Source organism: Thalassovita sp. ABM4_323, from assembly GCF_056158665.1.
Window position 1 is genome coordinate 2,434,843 of record NZ_JBSWTS010000007.1, and the last position, 17,109, is coordinate 2,451,951.

General features: G+C 58.1%; 20 protein-coding genes and 1 tRNA gene. 17 read left to right on the top strand and 4 right to left on the bottom strand.

Translation table 11 applies throughout. The features are described from left to right. Positions 1-182: 182 nt before the first annotated feature. Complete coding sequence (locus ACXADQ_RS14465; protein WP_475322021.1) at positions 183-527, top strand: hypothetical protein; 345 nt, start codon at positions 183-185, stop codon at positions 525-527. A 27-nt stretch (positions 528-554) separates the two neighbouring features. On the opposite strand, the gene ACXADQ_RS14470 is transcribed toward ACXADQ_RS14465, so the two are convergent. Continuing rightward, positions 555-644, bottom strand: a tRNA-Ser gene (locus tag ACXADQ_RS14470). Between the two features lie 174 nt (positions 645-818). Here ACXADQ_RS14470 and ACXADQ_RS14475 point away from each other — a divergent pair. The 8 genes from ACXADQ_RS14475 (at position 819) to ACXADQ_RS14510 (ending at position 7,024) form a co-directional block, all read left to right on the top strand. Beyond that, positions 819-1,613 (top strand): DUF2059 domain-containing protein, encoded by a 795-nt coding sequence (locus tag ACXADQ_RS14475; protein WP_475326090.1) that lies wholly within the window; start codon positions 819-821, stop codon positions 1,611-1,613. 196 nt (positions 1,614-1,809) lie between these two features. Further along, positions 1,810-2,412 (top strand): 50S ribosomal protein L21, encoded by a 603-nt coding sequence (locus tag ACXADQ_RS14480; protein ID WP_475322025.1) that lies wholly within the window; start codon positions 1,810-1,812, stop codon positions 2,410-2,412. A gap of 13 nt (positions 2,413-2,425) precedes the next feature. Further along, positions 2,426-2,695 (top strand): 50S ribosomal protein L27, encoded by a 270-nt coding sequence (gene rpmA, locus ACXADQ_RS14485; protein WP_475322028.1) that lies wholly within the window; start codon positions 2,426-2,428, stop codon positions 2,693-2,695. A 75-nt stretch (positions 2,696-2,770) separates the two neighbouring features. Then, positions 2,771-3,007, top strand: coding sequence for a hypothetical protein (locus ACXADQ_RS14490; protein WP_475322030.1), 237 nt, complete (start codon positions 2,771-2,773; stop codon positions 3,005-3,007). A 1-nt stretch (position 3,008) separates the two neighbouring features. Further along, entirely contained in the window at positions 3,009-3,548 is a 540-nt protein-coding gene (locus ACXADQ_RS14495; RefSeq protein ID WP_475322032.1) for a GNAT family N-acetyltransferase, read from the top strand. A gap of 48 nt (positions 3,549-3,596) precedes the next feature. Further along, positions 3,597-4,634: a GTPase ObgE gene (gene obgE, locus ACXADQ_RS14500; protein WP_475322035.1), complete on the top strand. Its 1,038-nt coding sequence runs from the start codon at positions 3,597-3,599 to the stop codon at positions 4,632-4,634. Further along, positions 4,622-5,728 (top strand): glutamate 5-kinase, encoded by a 1,107-nt coding sequence (proB, locus tag ACXADQ_RS14505; protein WP_475322037.1) that lies wholly within the window; start codon positions 4,622-4,624, stop codon positions 5,726-5,728. Before obgE ends, proB begins: the two co-directional genes overlap by 13 nt. Before the next feature lie 42 nt (positions 5,729-5,770). Next, the gene (locus ACXADQ_RS14510; protein WP_475322039.1) at positions 5,771-7,024 is read left to right on the top strand and encodes a glutamate-5-semialdehyde dehydrogenase; all 1,254 of its coding nucleotides are present in this window, start codon (positions 5,771-5,773) and stop codon (positions 7,022-7,024) included. Here ACXADQ_RS14510 and ACXADQ_RS14515 read toward each other — a convergent pair. Beyond that, entirely contained in the window at positions 7,021-7,617 is a 597-nt protein-coding gene (locus tag ACXADQ_RS14515) for a histidine phosphotransferase family protein (protein WP_475322041.1), read from the bottom strand. The two genes, ACXADQ_RS14510 and ACXADQ_RS14515, sit on opposite strands and share 4 nt — an antisense overlap. A gap of 29 nt (positions 7,618-7,646) precedes the next feature. Here ACXADQ_RS14515 and ACXADQ_RS14520 point away from each other — a divergent pair, with 29 nt between their 5' ends. From ACXADQ_RS14520 to olsA, 3 genes are all read left to right on the top strand, one after another. Beyond that, the gene (locus ACXADQ_RS14520) at positions 7,647-7,832 is read left to right on the top strand and encodes a DUF3553 domain-containing protein (protein WP_475322044.1); all 186 of its coding nucleotides are present in this window, start codon (positions 7,647-7,649) and stop codon (positions 7,830-7,832) included. Positions 7,833-7,944: 112 nt separating this feature from the next. Then, the gene (gene olsB / locus ACXADQ_RS14525) at positions 7,945-8,724 is read left to right on the top strand and encodes an L-ornithine N(alpha)-acyltransferase (protein WP_475322047.1); all 780 of its coding nucleotides are present in this window, start codon (positions 7,945-7,947) and stop codon (positions 8,722-8,724) included. After that, positions 8,721-9,542 carry a lyso-ornithine lipid O-acyltransferase gene (gene olsA / locus ACXADQ_RS14530; RefSeq protein ID WP_475322049.1) on the top strand — a complete coding sequence of 274 codons (822 nt, stop codon included), beginning with the start codon at positions 8,721-8,723 and terminating at the stop codon, positions 9,540-9,542. The genes olsB and olsA overlap by 4 nt, the downstream gene beginning before the upstream one ends. Here olsA and mnmA read toward each other — a convergent pair. Next, complete coding sequence (mnmA, locus tag ACXADQ_RS14535; RefSeq protein ID WP_475322052.1) at positions 9,539-10,693, bottom strand: tRNA 2-thiouridine(34) synthase MnmA; 1,155 nt, start codon at positions 10,691-10,693, stop codon at positions 9,539-9,541. The genes olsA and mnmA overlap by 4 nt on opposite strands. A gap of 107 nt (positions 10,694-10,800) precedes the next feature. Here mnmA and sciP point away from each other — a divergent pair, with 107 nt between their 5' ends. The 5 genes from sciP (at position 10,801) to ACXADQ_RS14560 (ending at position 16,424) form a co-directional block, all read left to right on the top strand. Next, on the top strand, positions 10,801-11,079 hold the full coding sequence (sciP, locus tag ACXADQ_RS14540; RefSeq protein ID WP_475322056.1) for a CtrA inhibitor SciP: 279 nt from the start codon (positions 10,801-10,803) through the stop codon (positions 11,077-11,079). Between the two features lie 96 nt (positions 11,080-11,175). Next, positions 11,176-11,892: a response regulator transcription factor CtrA gene (ctrA, locus tag ACXADQ_RS14545; protein WP_475322059.1), complete on the top strand. Its 717-nt coding sequence runs from the start codon at positions 11,176-11,178 to the stop codon at positions 11,890-11,892. Between the two features lie 89 nt (positions 11,893-11,981). Then, entirely contained in the window at positions 11,982-14,099 is a 2,118-nt protein-coding gene (ligA, locus tag ACXADQ_RS14550) for an NAD-dependent DNA ligase LigA (RefSeq protein ID WP_475322063.1), read from the top strand. Next, complete coding sequence (gene recG / locus ACXADQ_RS14555; RefSeq protein ID WP_475322065.1) at positions 14,096-16,186, top strand: ATP-dependent DNA helicase RecG; 2,091 nt, start codon at positions 14,096-14,098, stop codon at positions 16,184-16,186. Before ligA ends, recG begins: the two co-directional genes overlap by 4 nt. Positions 16,187-16,301: 115 nt before the next feature. Beyond that, positions 16,302-16,424, top strand: a complete 123-nt coding sequence (locus ACXADQ_RS14560; protein ID WP_475322067.1) for a hypothetical protein — start codon at positions 16,302-16,304, stop codon at positions 16,422-16,424. 193 nt (positions 16,425-16,617) lie between these two features. Here the strand turns inward: ACXADQ_RS14560 and ACXADQ_RS14565 are convergent, their stop codons facing one another. After that, complete coding sequence (locus tag ACXADQ_RS14565) at positions 16,618-17,070, bottom strand: iron-sulfur cluster assembly scaffold protein (RefSeq protein ID WP_475322069.1); 453 nt, start codon at positions 17,068-17,070, stop codon at positions 16,618-16,620. Positions 17,071-17,109 lie beyond the last annotated feature (39 nt).

Genomic DNA, 17,109 nt, shown 5'->3' on the forward strand with positions numbered 1-17,109 from the left:
TTTGTATTACTGCAATTGTTCAATGGAATGCAATGGGTATCTCCGCCCAATTTGCGCTACGCGAAATTCCTGTTGAGCCTCCCCACCTGAACAGGTCCTCCGTTTCCTAAACGTAGCAGTGGACCAATTCAGATGGGGAGGCTCAGGGCTGTGCGAGCTATCGCAAAACTATCCGCCGCGATGTGCTGGAAGGACAGTTCGAAGCGCTGCTGGATCGCATCGTTGATGCCAGAACGCCGTCCGAGATCTCGGCTTATGAAACGCGCATTGCCAAAATGGAGCGTCAAAAGCTGCTGATCGCGGAAAAACTGGCAAATGAACGCCAACAGGGGCGCAAACAGGCAGGCACCTTCGAGGAGTTGTTCGAACGCGCTTGGGAATTCCTGTCAAGCCCTTGTAAAATATGGGGTTTTAACCATCTCACCCTGCACCGCAAGGTACTGCGCTTAGCCTTTACCGAGCGCCTAAACTACCACCGCAAAACGGGTTTCGAACCCAGAATTTTTCCTTACCATTCAATCTGTTAGAAGGAGAAAACATGTAAAAATGTTTAATGGCGGAGAGACAGGGATTCGAACCCTGGGTGGGCTTGCACCCACAACGGTTTTCGAGACCGCCCCGTTCGACCACTCCGGCACCTCTCCGCGGGGGTCTGGTGGAGGGCCGTTTAAAGTGTCTTTTCGGCAGTGGCAAGGGCGATTTACATTGTTTCTGCGAAGTTTTTTTCTAACTCTAGGGTCATGTTGTTGAAAATGAACCGATACCGTCTGTTGCGCCCCTGGCTCGTTGCTTCATTGGGGCTTGTTTTGTTGACAATTGTGGCTGCACCTGGCCCGGGGCAGGCGGCGGATCGTGCGGATGTCGAGCGGTTCCTGAAGATCACCGGATTCGATGTTGCACTGGAATCCATCGCCCTTGGTGCGGAAAACGCGCCTGAAATGCTGGGGCAGGACCCCGGAGATTTCGGAATCATGTGGAAACGCATGGTCCAGGATGTGATGCGCCCAAAAGAGATCGTTGCGACGGCCACGCAGATGTTGGAGCAAACATTGGATCAGGCGATGTTGGATCACGCCTTGGAGTTTTACGGCTCGGATTTGGGGCAGCGCGTCGTTACGGTCGAGAATGACTTGCATATGGTCGAGGACGAGGACGCCAAAGACGAAGCCGGCCAGTCCATTGTTGCTGCTTTGCTGCGTATGGGCGCCGAAGGCAGCGACCGTTTGGACTATTTGCGGCGGATGAACAACGCGGTGGACAGCGATGGGCTGTCGCTGCGCGCGATTCAGGAAATTCAGATCAGGTTCTTGCTGACCGCGGCGGCGCATGGGGTGATCGCATTGCAGATGGACGAGGAGGACATGCGCGCCTTTTTTCAACAGCAAGAGCCGCAGATGAGGGCGACAATCATGGCCAACGCGATGGCCGGTGCGGCCTATACCTATCAGTCGCTCAGCGATGATGAATTGCGCGACTATACCGAAGCATTGGAACATCCGGACATGCAAGAGGTCTATCGTCTTATGAATGCCATTCATTTCGAGATCACGGCCCAGCGATACGAAGTCCTGGCAGCGCGGATGGCTGATCTGCGCCCGTCGGAAGAGCTGTAAGCTGATTTCCTTTATTTCTTTGGGTTTTGGCTTGACTTTGCATCCATTCCAGAGGAAAAGCGCGCATCTCGGGCTGGGGGAACCTTGCCCGTGTTGTTGTTAATGACGTCTTAAATGACGCGCAGTTCGAGGTGGCGCTGGCCGTAAACTCCTGGAAACAGGGACCACAGAACGCGGGAAAATGAAGGAAAAGCAAATGTTTGCGGTCCTAAAAACCGGCGGCAAGCAGTACAAGGTTCAAGCGGGCGATATTCTGCGCGTTGAGAAACTGGCTGCTGATGCAGGTGAAACTATCCAATTCAACGAGATTCTGATGCTGGGCGGCGACAACCTCGTCGTGGGCGCACCTCTGGTTGACGATGCTGGCGTTCAGGCCGAGGTCGTGGATCAGATCAAAGGTGATAAGGTCATCAACTTCGTCAAGCGCCGTCGTAAGCACAGCTCAAAGCGCACCAAGGGTCACCGTCAGCAACTGACGCTGATCAAGGTCACCGACATTCTGTCCTCGGGCGCTGCTGCCTCAGGCGTGAAAGCAGCCATCGGCGCGGGTTCCGCTCCGGCCGCTGCTGCTCCTGCTGCTGCCGCACCGGCCGCTGCTGGCGCTGACGATCTGAAGGCTCTGTCGGGTGTTGGCCCGGCGCTGGAGAAGAAGCTGCACGCCGCTGGCGTCACCAGCTTTGCCCAAATCGCAGCCTGGACCGAAGCCGATATCGCCGAGTTCGACGAAAAACTGTCGTTCAAAGGCCGTATCGAGCGCGAAGGCTGGGTGGAACAGGCCAAAGAACTGGCCGCTAAGTAAGGAGTAACGACTCATGGCACACAAGAAAGCTGGCGGCTCATCCCGTAACGGTCGCGACTCTGCTGGTCGCCGCCTTGGCGTAAAACTGTATGGTGGCCAGGCCGCCATTCCTGGCAACATCATCGTGCGCCAGCGCGGCACCAAGTGGTGGCCGGGTGAAAACGTCGGCATGGGCCGGGATCACACCATCTTTGCAACCGCAGAGGGTAAAGTGACCTTCCACAAGGGCCTGAAAGGCCGTACCTTTATTTCGGTTCTGCCAGTGGCGGAGGCCGCTGAGTAAGCCGACCTTAAGGGCACAAGTTCATAAGGGGATCGGCAAACCGCCGGTCCCCTTTCTCGTTCAAGGAGGCAACCCATGTTCGTTGCCGGACTGATTGACAACCTGACCGATCTTCGCCGCGTCCAGACCATGGCGCGCGGGGCGGGCATCCTTGGACCTATCGCAAATGTCATCTGCGATACCCCTAGTTTTTGGCGTTTCGAACGCCATCTGTTTGACAATATTCGGTTTTACCTTGGCTCGGCCGCTGTGGAGGAGACAGCCACCAAGCTCAACAGGGTGAAACCCCCATGTTTTCTGGGAGGAATTTGACATGATGTTGGACAAGATCACCAACCAGCCCGTGATCGAGACGGACAGGTTTGACCTGCGCCCTTTGCGTAAGTCCGATATGGGCCTGATCGAAATGCATGGCGGTGACGAACGCGTGGCCAAGAACACGCGCTCGATCCCGCACCCGCTGCCACCTGGTGCCACCGAGGCGATGATCGCGCGCTCGATGCATGACGAACGCACCGAGGATGTCTGGGCCATCGATGGCACCAAGCAGGGTGCGTGCGAAGTGATGGGGCTGATCGCCCTGGATCGCATGGACCGCAACCAGTCCGAGATCGGATACTGGGTTGCGCCGGCCTTCTGGAATACCGGTCTGGCCTCGCAAGCAGTGACTGCCTTGATCGAGGCCAACCCGCAGAATTGCGCCACCATCTTTGCCGAAGTGTTTCAGGACAACCCGGCCTCGGCCCGTGTGCTGACGAATTGTGGCTTTGAATACCTGGGCGACGCCGAGACTTTCTCGGTGGCGCGCAACAGCAAGGTTCAAACCTGGACCTATAGCCGAAAACTGGATTGAGCAAAGACCGGATTGCGGACAACCGGGCCTTTGCGTTAGGAGACGACCATGAAATTTCTTGATCTCGCAAAGGTCTATATCCGGTCCGGTTCGGGCGGAGGGGGCTGTATCAGCTTCCGCCGCGAGAAGTATATCGAATATGGCGGCCCCGATGGGGGCGATGGCGGCACGGGCGGCAGCGTCTGGGCCGAGGCTGTCGAAGGGCTGAACACCCTGATCGACTTTCGCTATCAGCAGCATTTCTTTGCCGATAACGGCCGTCCGGGCATGGGCAACCAGCGCACCGGGGCGGATGGCAAGGATATCGTGCTGAAGGTCCCTGTGGGTACCGAGGTGCTGGACGAAGACCAGGAAACCGTGATCGCCGACATGACCGAGGTCGGTCAGCGTGTCTTGCTGGCCAAGGGCGGCAATGGTGGTTGGGGCAACCTGCATTTCAAATCCTCGACCAACCAGGCGCCGCGCCGGTCCAACCCGGGTCAGGAAGGCGTGGAACGGACCTTGTGGCTGCGTCTGAAACTGATCGCGGATGTGGGGCTGTTGGGGATGCCGAACGCGGGCAAATCCACCTTCTTGGCGGCCACGTCGAACGCGCGCCCCAAGATCGCGGATTATCCCTTCACCACGCTGCACCCCAATCTGGGCGTTGTGGGCATTGATGGCGTCGAATTCGTTGTCGCGGATATCCCTGGCCTGATCGAAGGCGCATCCGAAGGGCGCGGCCTGGGCGATCTGTTCCTGGGTCATGTCGAACGCTGCGCTGTGTTGTTGCATCTGGTTGATGGCAGCTCGGGCACGTTGATCGAGGATTATCACACGATCATCGGTGAACTCACCGCCTATGGCGGCGAGCTGGCCGAGAAGCCGCGCATCACCGTGCTGAACAAGATCGACACGCTGGATGACGAGGAACGTGCCTTCTTGCAGGAGGAACTGGAAACCGCCAGCGGTGGGGCCGTTATGTTGATGTCGGGCGTTTCGCGCGAAGGCACGGATAATGTGCTGCGGGCCCTGCGCGCGCAGATCGATGACAATCGCCTTCGGCAGAAAAAATCGCAAGACGAGGACGAAGCGTGGCATCCCTAAGCGCAGCCAAACGTCTTGTGATCAAGATTGGCTCGGCCCTGTTGGTGGACCGGGACAGTGGCGCTTTGCGCGAGGATTGGCTAAAGGCGCTGGCCGCTGACGTTGCCTGGCTGAAAGAGCAGGGCAAGGACGTGATCCTGGTGTCCTCGGGGTCAATCGCGCTGGGGCGCCGGGTGTTGAACCTGCCACAAAGCGATTTGGCGTTGGAGCAATCTCAGGCCGCCGCCGCGGTCGGGCAGATCCGTCTGGCTCGCGCTTACCAAGAGGCGCTGACCCCTTATGACATCACCACCGGGCAGGTTCTGGTGACGCTGGAGGACAGCGAAAACCGCCGCCGCTATCTGAACACGCGCGCCACGTTGAACCAGCTGATCGGGCTGGGCGTGGTGCCGATCGTGAACGAAAACGACACCGTTGCGACCGATGAAATCCGCTATGGCGATAATGATCGGCTGGCCGCGCAGGTTGCCGTGACCGTGGGCGCGGATCAGCTGATTTTGCTATCGGATGTGGATGGGTTTTACTCGGCCAACCCGCAGCAGGATGCCAATGCGCAGCGTTTCGACGTGATCGAAAACATCACTCCTGAGATCGAGGCCATGGCTGGCGAAGGGGTCTCGGGCCTGTCCAAGGGCGGCATGGTGACCAAGCTGATGGCGGCCAAAATGGCCATCGCCGGCGGCTGCACCATGGCGATCACCGAAGGGTCCGTCATGCGGCCATTGGCGGCGCTGGAACAGGGGGCGAATGCCACTTGGTTCCTGGCCCAAAGCGATCCGCACCAGGCGCGAAAGCGTTGGATTCATTCGATGAAACCGCGTGGAGAGATCACCGTTGACGCGGGCGCGATGACCGCGCTTGGCAAGGGAAACAGCCTGCTGCCTGCGGGTGTCAGCACCATCAAAGGAGCCTTTGGCCGCGGAGATCCCGTGGCCATCCTGGGCCCAGATGGGCGCAAACTTGGGCAGGGTCTCAGCCGCTATACGGCAGATGAGGCCGACCAGATCAAGGGCCACCGATTGGAGCAGATCGAGGATCTGCTGGGCTATTCGGGCCGCGGGGCCTTGATCCATCGTGATGACATGGCGCTTTGACGCCACCAAAGATACACTGACACGGGAACCGGAGGTCAGAACATGAAAGACGCAACCGATATTCACCAGATGATGCTGGACCTGGGCGCGCGCGCCAAGGCCGCCGCCGCCGAGCTGGGCTTTGCCAGCGCTGAGCGGAAACACGCCGCGCTGATTGGCGCCGCTGATGCGGTTTGGAAAAACCGCGCCGCCATCATCGAAGCTAACGCCAAGGACCTGGACTATGGCCGCGAAAAAGGGCTGAGCCCGGCCATGATGGACCGCCTGATGCTGGACGAAGACCGCATCATGGGCATCGTCAACGGCCTGCGCGCCGTGGCCGAACAGGCCGACCCGGTGGGCGAGGTTCTGGCGGAATGGGATATGCCCTCGGGGCTGCATATCCGCCGGGTGCGCACGCCCTTGGGCGTGATCGGCGTGATCTATGAAAGTCGCCCGAACGTGACGGCGGATGCGGGCGCGCTGTGCCTGAAATCAGGCAATGCGGTGATCCTGCGCGGCGGTTCGGAAAGCTTCCATTCGTCCGGCGCGATCCATGCCTGCCTGGTCGAAGGGCTGAAGTCCGCGAACCTGCCCGAGGACGCGGTGCAGCTGGTGCCGACCCGGGATCGCGCCGCCGTTCAGGAATTGTTGACCATGACCGACTATGTAGACGTGATCGTGCCTCGGGGCGGAAAGGGTCTGGTTGGCCTCGTGCAACGCGAGGCCCGTGTCCCGGTTTTCGCGCATCTGGAAGGCATCGTTCATATTTTCGTGGACAAGGACGCCGATCCGAAAAAGGCGCTGGACGTGGTGATGAACGCGAAAACCCGCCGGACCGGGATCTGTGGCGCGGCCGAATGTCTGCTGATTTACAAGGATATCGCGGAGGGTCTGGGCGCTGATCTGGTGTCTGCGCTGATGAAGGCCGGGGTCGAGGTGCGCGCCGAGGGGCTGAATGGCTCGGTTCAGGCCAGCGCCGAGGATTGGGGCAAGGAATATCTGGATTCAATCATTGCCGCCAAGGTGGTGGATGACGTGGACGGCGCGATCGCCCATATCCGGCAGTTTAGCTCCAGCCACACAGATTGCGTGATCACTGAAAACGACTCTGTGGCCGAGCGGTTCTTTGAACGTCTGGACAGCGCGATTCTGATGCGCAATGCCTCGACTCAGTTCGCCGATGGCGGTGAGTTTGGCATGGGCGCCGAGATCGGTATCGCCACAGGCAAAATGCACGCACGCGGCCCGGTCGGGGCGGCTCAGCTGACCAGCTTCAAATACCTGGTCGAGGGCGACGGCACCACGCGCCCCTAAAACCGCAGGGTCAGCGTCGTCTCGGTTCTGGAAACCTGGGCGGCGCGCCCTTGCGCAGCCAAGCTGGCAGGAAATAACAGGAATTGGACTTCCGAAGGTTTCACGTCGGCCTCGGTGGTCTCGCCGGACAGGTGCGCCCACAAACCATCGGTCAAGCTGACTTTGCGCCCAGAACACGTCAGCTGCCACACGCCCAGGGCATGAGTCATGGTGATTTCACCGCCAAAGGGCAGGGCGGTTTCCAGGCATAGCGCGGCCAGAAAGGCCGATTGCAGCCCTGCTCGATCCGGGTCGGTATCCGCGTCCAGCTGGTACTTGATCCGTCCACCCCCCGACAGATCCTGCAGGATCGACCAAGCTTCACCCATATTCACCTGTTGATCCGGCGCCGCCTTGCCAAAGGCAATGCGGAAGAATTTCACACGCGCGGTGGCGTTTTGCACGCTTTGCGCGATCAGCTGCATCTCGGGGGTGTCGGGCTGGCCCATCTGTAACAGTTCCAGCCCGTTGCCGATCGCACCGATGGGACTGATCAGGTCATGGCAGACGCGCGACCCTATCAAAGCGCTTAGATCAAGGTTATCGTAGGGCAAATTGACCTCCTTCATACAAGAGCCCCCACATGGACGATTTGAACAGCTTTCTGGAGCCCGGCATGCGGGTGCAACATCCCACGCAACCCGATTGGGGCACGGGCCAGGTTCAGTCCAATATTCACGGCAAAATCACCGTGAACTTCCCCGAAGCGGGCAAAGTCGTCATTGATGGCTCTCGCATCCATTTGATACCCGTGTTTGATGACCAATAAGGGTTAATGAAACCCTAACACCCGCTAAGGTTTAGTAAAGGCTTGATGCGGATCATTGATTTTCGCACCTGCCTTTCCTAAAAGCGCTCAGAGCTTGCCTGGACTTAGTGACATGACGCAGACCGAACCGCAATTCGTTGTAAAACTTGCCGAATCCGAGGCCGAGTTGAAGGCCGCGCAGCGCCTGCGCTACGAGGTTTTCGTGGCCGAATTGGGGGCCGGTGGCGAGATGGTCGATCATGAAAATCGGCGCGAGATCGACCAGTTCGACCCTTTTTTCAATCACCTGATCCTGCTGGATACCGCGCGCTCGGATGCTCTGGACGAACAGGTGATCGGCGTTTACCGGCTGTTGCGAGACGATCAGGCCGCGAAGATCGGGCAGTTTTATTCAGAAGACGAATATGATCTGACACCGTTAAAAAACAGTGGGCGCAAGCTGCTGGAGTTGGGGCGATCCTGTCTGCATGCGGACTATCGCGGTGGCGCGGCAATGTTCCACCTTTGGAACGCGCTGGCCGCTTATGTCTTTGAACATGAAGTAGAAATCCTGTTCGGCGTGGCCAGTTTTCACGGGATCGACCCGCAGGACCTGGCGCAACCTCTGTCGATGCTGCATCACAACCACCTGGCGCCTGAACCCTTGCGGGCGACGGTCAAGCCGGGCAGTTGTACCTCGATGGATCTGTTGCCAAAGGACCAGTTGGATCGCAAAGCGGCGATGCTGGCCGTGCCCGCGCTGATCAAGGCCTATCTGCGTCTGGGTGGTGTGGTCGGGCAGGGCGCCTATATTGATCGGGACTTTAACACGATTGACGTCTGTCTGATCATGGATACCGAGAAACTGAACGCGAAACAGCGCAGTATTTATACCAAGGGGATCGCGGAGTGAGCCTGGAATGGGACATGCCGCCCGAACCTGCGCGGCAACCGATTGGTTTCGTTGGCTGGGTGCGCGCGTTGGCGCGTGGGATTCCGCTGGCCATTCTGGTCTTTGGCGGCTTGCTGATCCTTCTGTTGGTGCGCCTGATCGAACGCCCGATCTTCGGTCTGCATCGCCCGGTGACGCCGCATATCACTCAGTTCGTGTGCCGGAATGCCTTTCGGATCATGGGGTTTCGATTTGAAACGATTGGCGACGTGATGCGGGAACGCGGGGCGGTTGTGGCGAACCATTCCTCGTGGCTGGACATTTTCACGCTGAACGCGCGCAAACGGATCTACTTTGTGTCCAAGGCCGAGGTCGCCAGCTGGCCAGGTATCGGTTGGTTGGCCCGCGCCACCGGAACGGTGTTCATTCGGCGCGACCGCAAAGAGGCAAAAGCCCAGCAAGAGATCTTTGAGAGCCGCCTGTTGGCCGGTCACAAATTGCTGTTTTTTCCCGAGGGTACCTCGACCGACGGAATCGTTGTTTTGCCTTTTAAATCAACGCTTTTTCAGGCGTTCTTCACGGATCACCTGAGGCATGAGATGCACATTCAGCCCGCCACGGTGATCTATATTCCGCGCAAGGGAGAGGACCCTCGATATTACGGTTGGTGGGGCGAAATGGACTTTGGCTCGCACCTTTTGAAGGTACTGGCCAATCCGCGTCAGGGCGCGGTCAGGGTGGTGTATCACCCCCCCGTTCGGGTGGATGATTTCCCCAATCGTAAGAGCCTGGCCGCCTATGCGGAAAAGACCGTGCGCAGCGCGATGCCGGGCGGTTAACCCTTCCAGATCCAGCCGCCGCCCAGGATTTGCGAGCCCGTCGTTTCATAGAACACGCAGGCCTGACCGGGGGAAACGCCCTCTTCGGCGGTCAGCAGTTCGACCTCGGCCGTGGTGTCGGACAGGGGGCGGATGATCGCCTCGCGCGGGGGGCGGGTCGAGCGGATTTTAACCGACACATGCCATTCCTTTTGCGAGGTGAAGGGCTCATCGCCCAGCCAGTTGATTTCGCGCACGGGCACGGTGCGGGTCGACAGCAGCTCTTTGGGGCCGACAACGACCTGTTTGTTCTCGACATCCAGTTTGACCACGTAGAGAGGCTCGGACAGGCCACCAATGCCCAGGCCGCGGCGTTGACCGATGGTATAGTGGATCACGCCGCTATGCTCGCCCAGCACGCGCCCATCTGCGTGGACGATCTGGCCGGGTTCCGCCGCACCGGGGCGCAGTTTTTCGATGACGCTGGCATAGTTGCCATTGGGCACAAAACAGATGTCCTGACTGTCGGGTTTATCGGCCACGGCCAACCCGTATTTGGCCGCCAACTCGCGTGTGGCATCCTTCGAGGGCAGGTGCCCCAGCGGAAAACGCAAAAATTCCAGCTGTTCCGGCGTGGTTGAGAACAGGAAATAGCTCTGGTCGCGATTGGCATCCGTGGCGCAGTGCAGCTCGGGGCCATTGGGGCCCATCATGCGCTGGATATAATGGCCGGTGGCCATGCAGTCGGCCTCCAGGTCCTTGGCAGTTTCCAGCAGGTCCTTGAACTTCACCCGCTCGTTGCAGCGGATGCAGGGCACTGGGGTCGCGCCACCAAGATAGCTGTCGGCGAATTCATCGATCACCGCCTCTTGAAAGATGTTTTCATAGTCCAGCACGTAATGAGGGAAGCCCATTTCCTCGGCCACACGACGCGCGTCGTGGATGTCGATCCCCGCGCAACAGGCGCCCTTTTTCGCCAGCGCCGCACCATGATCATACAGCTGCAACGTCACACCAACCACATCATAGCCTTCCTCGGCCAGCATCGCAGCCACGACCGAGCTGTCTACGCCGCCCGACATGGCCACAACCACCCGCGTTTCCGACGGCGGTTTGGCAAAGCCCAGCGAATTCAGTTTTGTCGTCTCGTCCAGCATGATGCGCGTTCCCATGAAAGTCTGCGAGAATATAGGAAAATCCTAACTACTCTCAAGCCCCGGTTTCATATCCTGTTAAACACGCCGCCCGATCCTTGTTTCAAAGAGCGAGGATTACCGTGATGTACCTGAAGAAAGTTGATGGAGAGCGTGCAGTCACGCTGCCGGATGGGCGGGTGATGACGCAGGCCGATCTGCCGCCCCAGAACACGCGAAGATGGGTGGCCAGCCGAAAGGCCGCGGTTGTACGCGGTGTTTTATATGGCTTAATCAGCAAAGACGCCGCATTGCAACGCTATGGGCTCAGCGACGAGGAATTTATGGAGTGGTGTCAATTGATTGCGTCTCATGGCGAGTCTGCGCTCAAAGCCACAGCCTTGCAAAAGTATAGACAACTTTAGCGATAGTATGCTATTTGTTCTTCGGCGGTAACGGGTGATTAACCTTTATTCGCGACGGTTAACGCAAATGACAAGCGAATTGCGGAGAACAAATTCATGCGTGTGCTGTTAGTTGAAGATGACCCGACGACCTCCAAAAGCATCGAGATGATGCTGACGCACGCCAATCTGAATGTCTATTCCACCGATTTGGGCGAAGAAGGCATCGATCTGGCCAAACTTTATGATTACGATTTGATCCTTTTGGACCTGGGACTGCCGGACATGCATGGGCACGAAGTGCTGCGTCAATTGCGGTTGGCCCGGGTGGATACGCCAATTCTGATTCTGTCGGGCTCGGATGATACGGATAACAAGATCAAAGGCTTCGGGTTCGGTGCCGATGACTATCTGACCAAGCCCTTCCACCGAGACGAGCTGGTCGCGCGCATTCACGCGATTATCCGCCGCTCGAAAGGGCATTCGCAATCGGTTATCCGCACCGGCAAGGTGAATGTTAACCTGGATGCCAAGACGGTCGATGTCGGTGGCAACACCGTGCATTTGACCGGCAAGGAATACCAGATGCTAGAGTTGCTGAGCCTGCGCAAGGGGACAACGCTGACCAAGGAAATGTTCCTCAATCACTTATATGGTGGGATGGATGAGCCTGAGCTCAAAATCATTGATGTGTTCATTTGCAAGCTGCGAAAAAAACTGAGCCAGGCTACGGATGGCGAAAATTACATCGAAACGGTGTGGGGGCGCGGCTATGTCCTGCGGGATCCCAACCCGGTCGGACTGAATGAAGACAAGCTTGCCATCGGTGCCTGAAGAATAAGTCCCAGATCACACCCGGTTCCAAGACTGGACCTTAGCGCCCGTCGGCCCTATCACTTTGCAAAAGACATTGGGATGGGTCCGTGACCGCAAAAATCGCTATCGAAAACCTAACAGAGGAAGAAGCGCGCGAAGAACTTGCGCGCTTGTCTCAGCTTATTGCCGCCGCAAATGCGGCGTATCACACGCATGATACCCCCCAAATTTCGGATGCCGACTATGACACGCTGAAACAGAGAAATCGTCAGATCGAGAAGCGTTTCCCGCGGTTGAAGCGCGAAGATAGCCCAACGGAACAGGTGGGGGCGCCAATCGCCGAGGGGTTTGGCAAGCTCAAACATGCGGTTCGGATGATGTCTTTGGGGAATGCCTTCGACGAGGAGGATGTTTCCGAATTTGACAATTTTATCTGCAACTATCTTGGGCAGGAACCTGGCAGTGTCAGCTATACGGCGGAGCCGAAAATCGATGGATTAAGCTTGTCATTGCGATATGAGCATGGGCAACTCGTTCAAGCGGCCACACGCGGCGATGGTGAAACGGGCGAGAACGTTACCGAAAATGCCCGTACGATCACGGATATTCCTCAGGAACTAACGGATGCACCCGAGATTTTGGAGGTTCGAGGCGAAGTCTATATGCTTCACTCGGATTTTGAGCGGCTGAACCAGCGGCAACTGAAAAACCGCGAGAAAGAATTTGCCAATCCACGGAATGCGGCGGCCGGTTCTCTCCGGCAACTGGATTCAGAGGTTACGCGCTCCAGGCCATTGCGGTTCTTTGCTTATAGCTGGGGGGAAGTGTCCGCGCCTCTCGCAAAAACGCAGATGGAAGCTGTAAAGCGTCTGAAAGCACTAGGGTTTCAGGTTAACGAACTGACCAAGTATTGCGCGTCGATCGCCGAAATGTTGGCGCATTATCGCATGATCGAACAACAGCGTGCGACCCTTGGATATGACATCGACGGGGTGGTTTACAAAGTCGATGATCTGGATTTGCAAAAACGATTGGGCTTTCGCTCAACAACACCGCGATGGGCGATTGCGCATAAGTTCCCGGCCGAGCTTGCTTGGACGCGGCTAGAAGGGATTGATATCCAGGTTGGGCGCACGGGGGCATTGTCTCCGGTCGCGCGCTTGCAGCCGGTCACAGTTGGGGGCGTGGTCGTCAGCAATGCAACGCTGCACAATGAAGATTATATTGCGGGTCGGGACTCCAAAGGGCACGAGATCCGCGATGGCAAAGACATCCGAATTGGGGACTGGGTTCAGGTCTATCGCGCTGGCGATGTGATTCCAAAAGTTGCCGATGTGGATTTGACGAAACGGGCGGACGATGCTGTTGAGTTTGCGTTCCCGACCCGGTGTCCCGAATGCGACAGCGCGGCCATTCGCGAAGAAGGAGACGCGGTTCGTCGTTGCTCGGGGGGTATCATATGCCCTGCGCAAGCCGTTGAAAAGCTGAAGCATTTCGTCAGTCGTAGCGCCTTTGATATCGAAGGTTTGGGGGCCAAGCAGGTCGAGCAGTTCTACAAAGATGGCTGGATCAAGGTCCCGGCGGACATTTTTACCCTGCGCGACAGGTTCGGCTCTGGGATGCAGCAGTTGAAAAACCGTGAAGGATGGGGTGAGAAAAGCGCGACCAACCTTTTTCTGGCGATAGATCGAAAACGAAAAATCTCGTTCTCGCGCGCATTGTTCGCGCTGGGTATTCGCCATGTTGGCGAGGCCGCGAGCGGACTGATTGCTCGCCACTATGGGCGTTGGGATGTGTTCGAAACAGCGATGCAGAATGCGGCGGCTTTCACGGGCCCCGATTGGGAGGATTTGCTGAGCATTGATGGCGTGGGTGAAGTTATGGCACGCTCGTTGGTGACAGTGTTTGCGCAGGAAAATGAACGCGCCAGCATCGATGCGCTTGTGGCGCAATTGGACATTGAAGAGGTCGAGCAGCCCACTGATTCTGGCAGTCCGGTAACTGGGCAAACTGTTGTTTTTACAGGTAAACTAGAGAAAATGACCCGCGCCGAGGCCAAGGCGCGTGCCGAGTTTTTGGGTGCGAAAGTGTCCGGATCCGTGAGCAAGAAAACAGACATTCTGGTCGCGGGACCAGGCGCTGGTTCAAAAGAGAAGAAAGCCCTTGAACTGGGGATTCAGGTCATGAATGAAGAGGATTGGCTAGCCTTGATCGGGGACACATGAGCAGTCGGCCAGAGTCTCTTTTTCCACTGTTTGCCGCGCTTGAAACGCTGCCTGGTGTCGGCCCAAAAAGCGCGCAAAATCTTGGCAATCTCGCGATCACTCGACCGCGGGATTTGCTGTTCACGCTTCCATTCTCGGGGGTCGATCGATCCGTGCGTCCCAGCGTGCGGGGGGCGGTCTTGCCCGCGGTGTTGACGGTTGAAATCACTGTGGGGGCGCATGCTCCGCCCCGCTCCCGAGGGGGGGCCTACCGCATTCAGGTTGAAGATTCCCAAACGGCATTTCAATTGGTGTTCTTTCACGCGCGCGCAGATTATCTGACCAAAATTCTGCCCGTCGGTGCACGGCGTGTTGTTTCGGGGAAGGTCGAGATGTTCGACGGGGGCGCGCAGATGGTGCATCCCGATCATGTCCTGCCGGTCGAGCAAGCTGCGGATATTCCTGCCTTTGAACCCACCTACCCGCTGACATCTGGGGTCACTCAGAAACAAATGACCAAGGCGGTGTCCGGCGCATTGGGCCGTGTGCCGGATTTGCCAGAATGGATTGATTCACAACAGAAAACTCAGGAGAATTGGCCCGATTGGGCTGCCGCAATCCAGCAGGCGCATCACCCAGAGAACCCCGCGGATTTGTCGCAGTCCGCCCCGGCGCGGCAGCGATTGGCCTATGACGAGTTCATGGCGCATCAGCTGACATTGGCGCTGGCGCGTTCCAAGCTTCGGCGCTCGAAGGGGCGTCAAACGAAGGCGCCAGGCGCATTGAAAGCGCGGGTTCTGACCGCGTTACCGTATCGTCCGACGGGTGCTCAGCTGCGCGCCATTGCAGAGATCGAGGCCGATATGGCCGCGCCCATCCGCATGAATCGTTTGTTGCAAGGGGATGTCGGCGCGGGGAAAACTCTGGTGGCGTTCATGGCGCTGTTGGTTGCGGTCGAGGCCGGTGGCCAGGGGGTGATGATGGCTCCGACCGAGATCCTTGCGCGCCAACATCTGGAGGGCCTGCGCCCGCTGGCGGATCAGGCAGGTGTGGTGCTCGAATTGCTGACCGGACGCGACAAAGGTGCGGCCCGTCGGGCCAAACTTGAAGCGCTCGAGCGGGGCGAGATTCATATGTTGGTTGGCACCCATGCTGTGTTCCAGAAGGATGTGAGTTTTCACGATTTGCGGCTGGCTGTGGTCGATGAACAACACCGCTTTGGTGTTCGTCAGCGGCTGGAGCTGGGCAAAAAGGGCGCGCAGGCGGATGTGTTGGTGATGACGGCCACGCCGATACCGCGTTCTCTGGCGCTTGCGCAGTATGGCGATATGGATGTCTCGGTGCTGGATGAAAAGCCACCCGGGCGCAAGCCGATCAAAACAGCGATGGTCTCGACCGGGCGCATGGACGAGGTGGTGGATCACCTGCGTCGGGCCATCTCTGAAGGGAGGCAGGCCTATTGGGTGTGCCCACTGGTCGAAGAGAGCGAAATCGTGAATCTGACCGCTGCGGAAGAGCGGTTTAAACATCTGCGCGCCGCATTCGGCGAAGGGCATGTCGGCCTCGTGCATGGTCAGATGCCGCCAGCTGAAAAAGATGCGGCGATGGCGGATTTTGTTGCCGGGCGTACGCAGGTCCTGGTCGCGACCACCGTTATCGAAGTGGGTGTAAACGTGCCGAATGCGTCGATCATGGTGATTGAGCGGGCCGAGATTTTCGGGCTGGCGCAACTGCACCAATTGCGGGGGCGGGTAGGGCGTGGCAGCGCGGAATTGACCTGCTTGCTGATGTACGAGGCCCCGTTGTCCGAAGGTGGGCAACGCCGTCTGACGACCTTGCGGGACACCGAGGATGGGTTCAGGATTTCCGAGGTCGATCTGGAAATGCGCGGTGCTGGCGATCTGATCGGGACGGCGCAATCCGGGCTGCCCAGGTTCCGGGTGGCCGACATGGAATCGCAAACGGCCCTGATGCAAACCGCTCAAACCGATGCCAGGGCGCTGTTGGCACAGGATCCTGATCTGAGCTCTGATCGGGGGCAGGCTGCGCGCGTTCTATTGTGGCTGATGGGGCAGGACGAGGCAATTCGTTTGATTTCAGTAGGTTAGATCTGATCAATCGAAAAATTTACCTTTAGTTCGCAAATGTTCCCAAAAAGTTCTTGCCTGACGTCGCGCAATATGAGAACAAAAGAGCAACAAAGGTTAACAAGGAGTTGCCATCATGTTGCGTCAGATCGCTGATATCATCACCCGCGCCGAAGACACTTTGCTGTCGGATACGTTGGGCATGGCTGCGCTGGTCGTGATGACGGTGGTGGCGTTGCACCTGCCCAGCCTTGTCTGAGTTTCTGCCTGCGTTCCGCCCTTGGCCCGGCCTCGGCGCCGCCTGTCCCAAACCTGGCGCCTGACTTTCTGCCTGTTCTTAAGTCACACGAGACTGCCTCTCTCGTATACCGGCCCATCCCCAGCGGAAACGCAAAAACTGACCGCCGCCTTCGTCCCCGAAGCGCGGCGGTTTTTTTGTTCCGGGACTGCGATCAGGCGCAGGCGCTTTCGGCCGCTTTGTCCATGGCTTCCAGCGTCGCTTCGATCGCCAGCATGATCGAGGCGTGGCGATTTTTATACTCGCGTGCGGGGCGCAAGACCTCGAATTCGGCAAAGGGGGCGTCGGGTGTCGGGCCGTCAGATTTTAGCAGCGCCTTCAACTGATCCCGTGCCGTTTCGATCTGCTCGCGCGTGCATCCTGGCGCAGCGGCCCCGACGACCGAGGCCGCCGCCTGTCCCAAAGCGCAGGCTTTCACGTCCTGGCCATAATGATCGATTCGACCGTCCTTGACCGTGATATCCACCGTGACAGTCGAACCGCACAGCGGGGAACGCTTCTTGATTGTCGCATCTGGATTTTCCAGCCGTTCATCATTGGGCATGTCTGCCGCCAACGCCAGAATGCGCTCGGAATACAGCTTGATCAGGTCGGTTTCGCCGCTCATGGCTTTTCCTTTGTTGTTCCCTCCCATAAATAGGGGGCA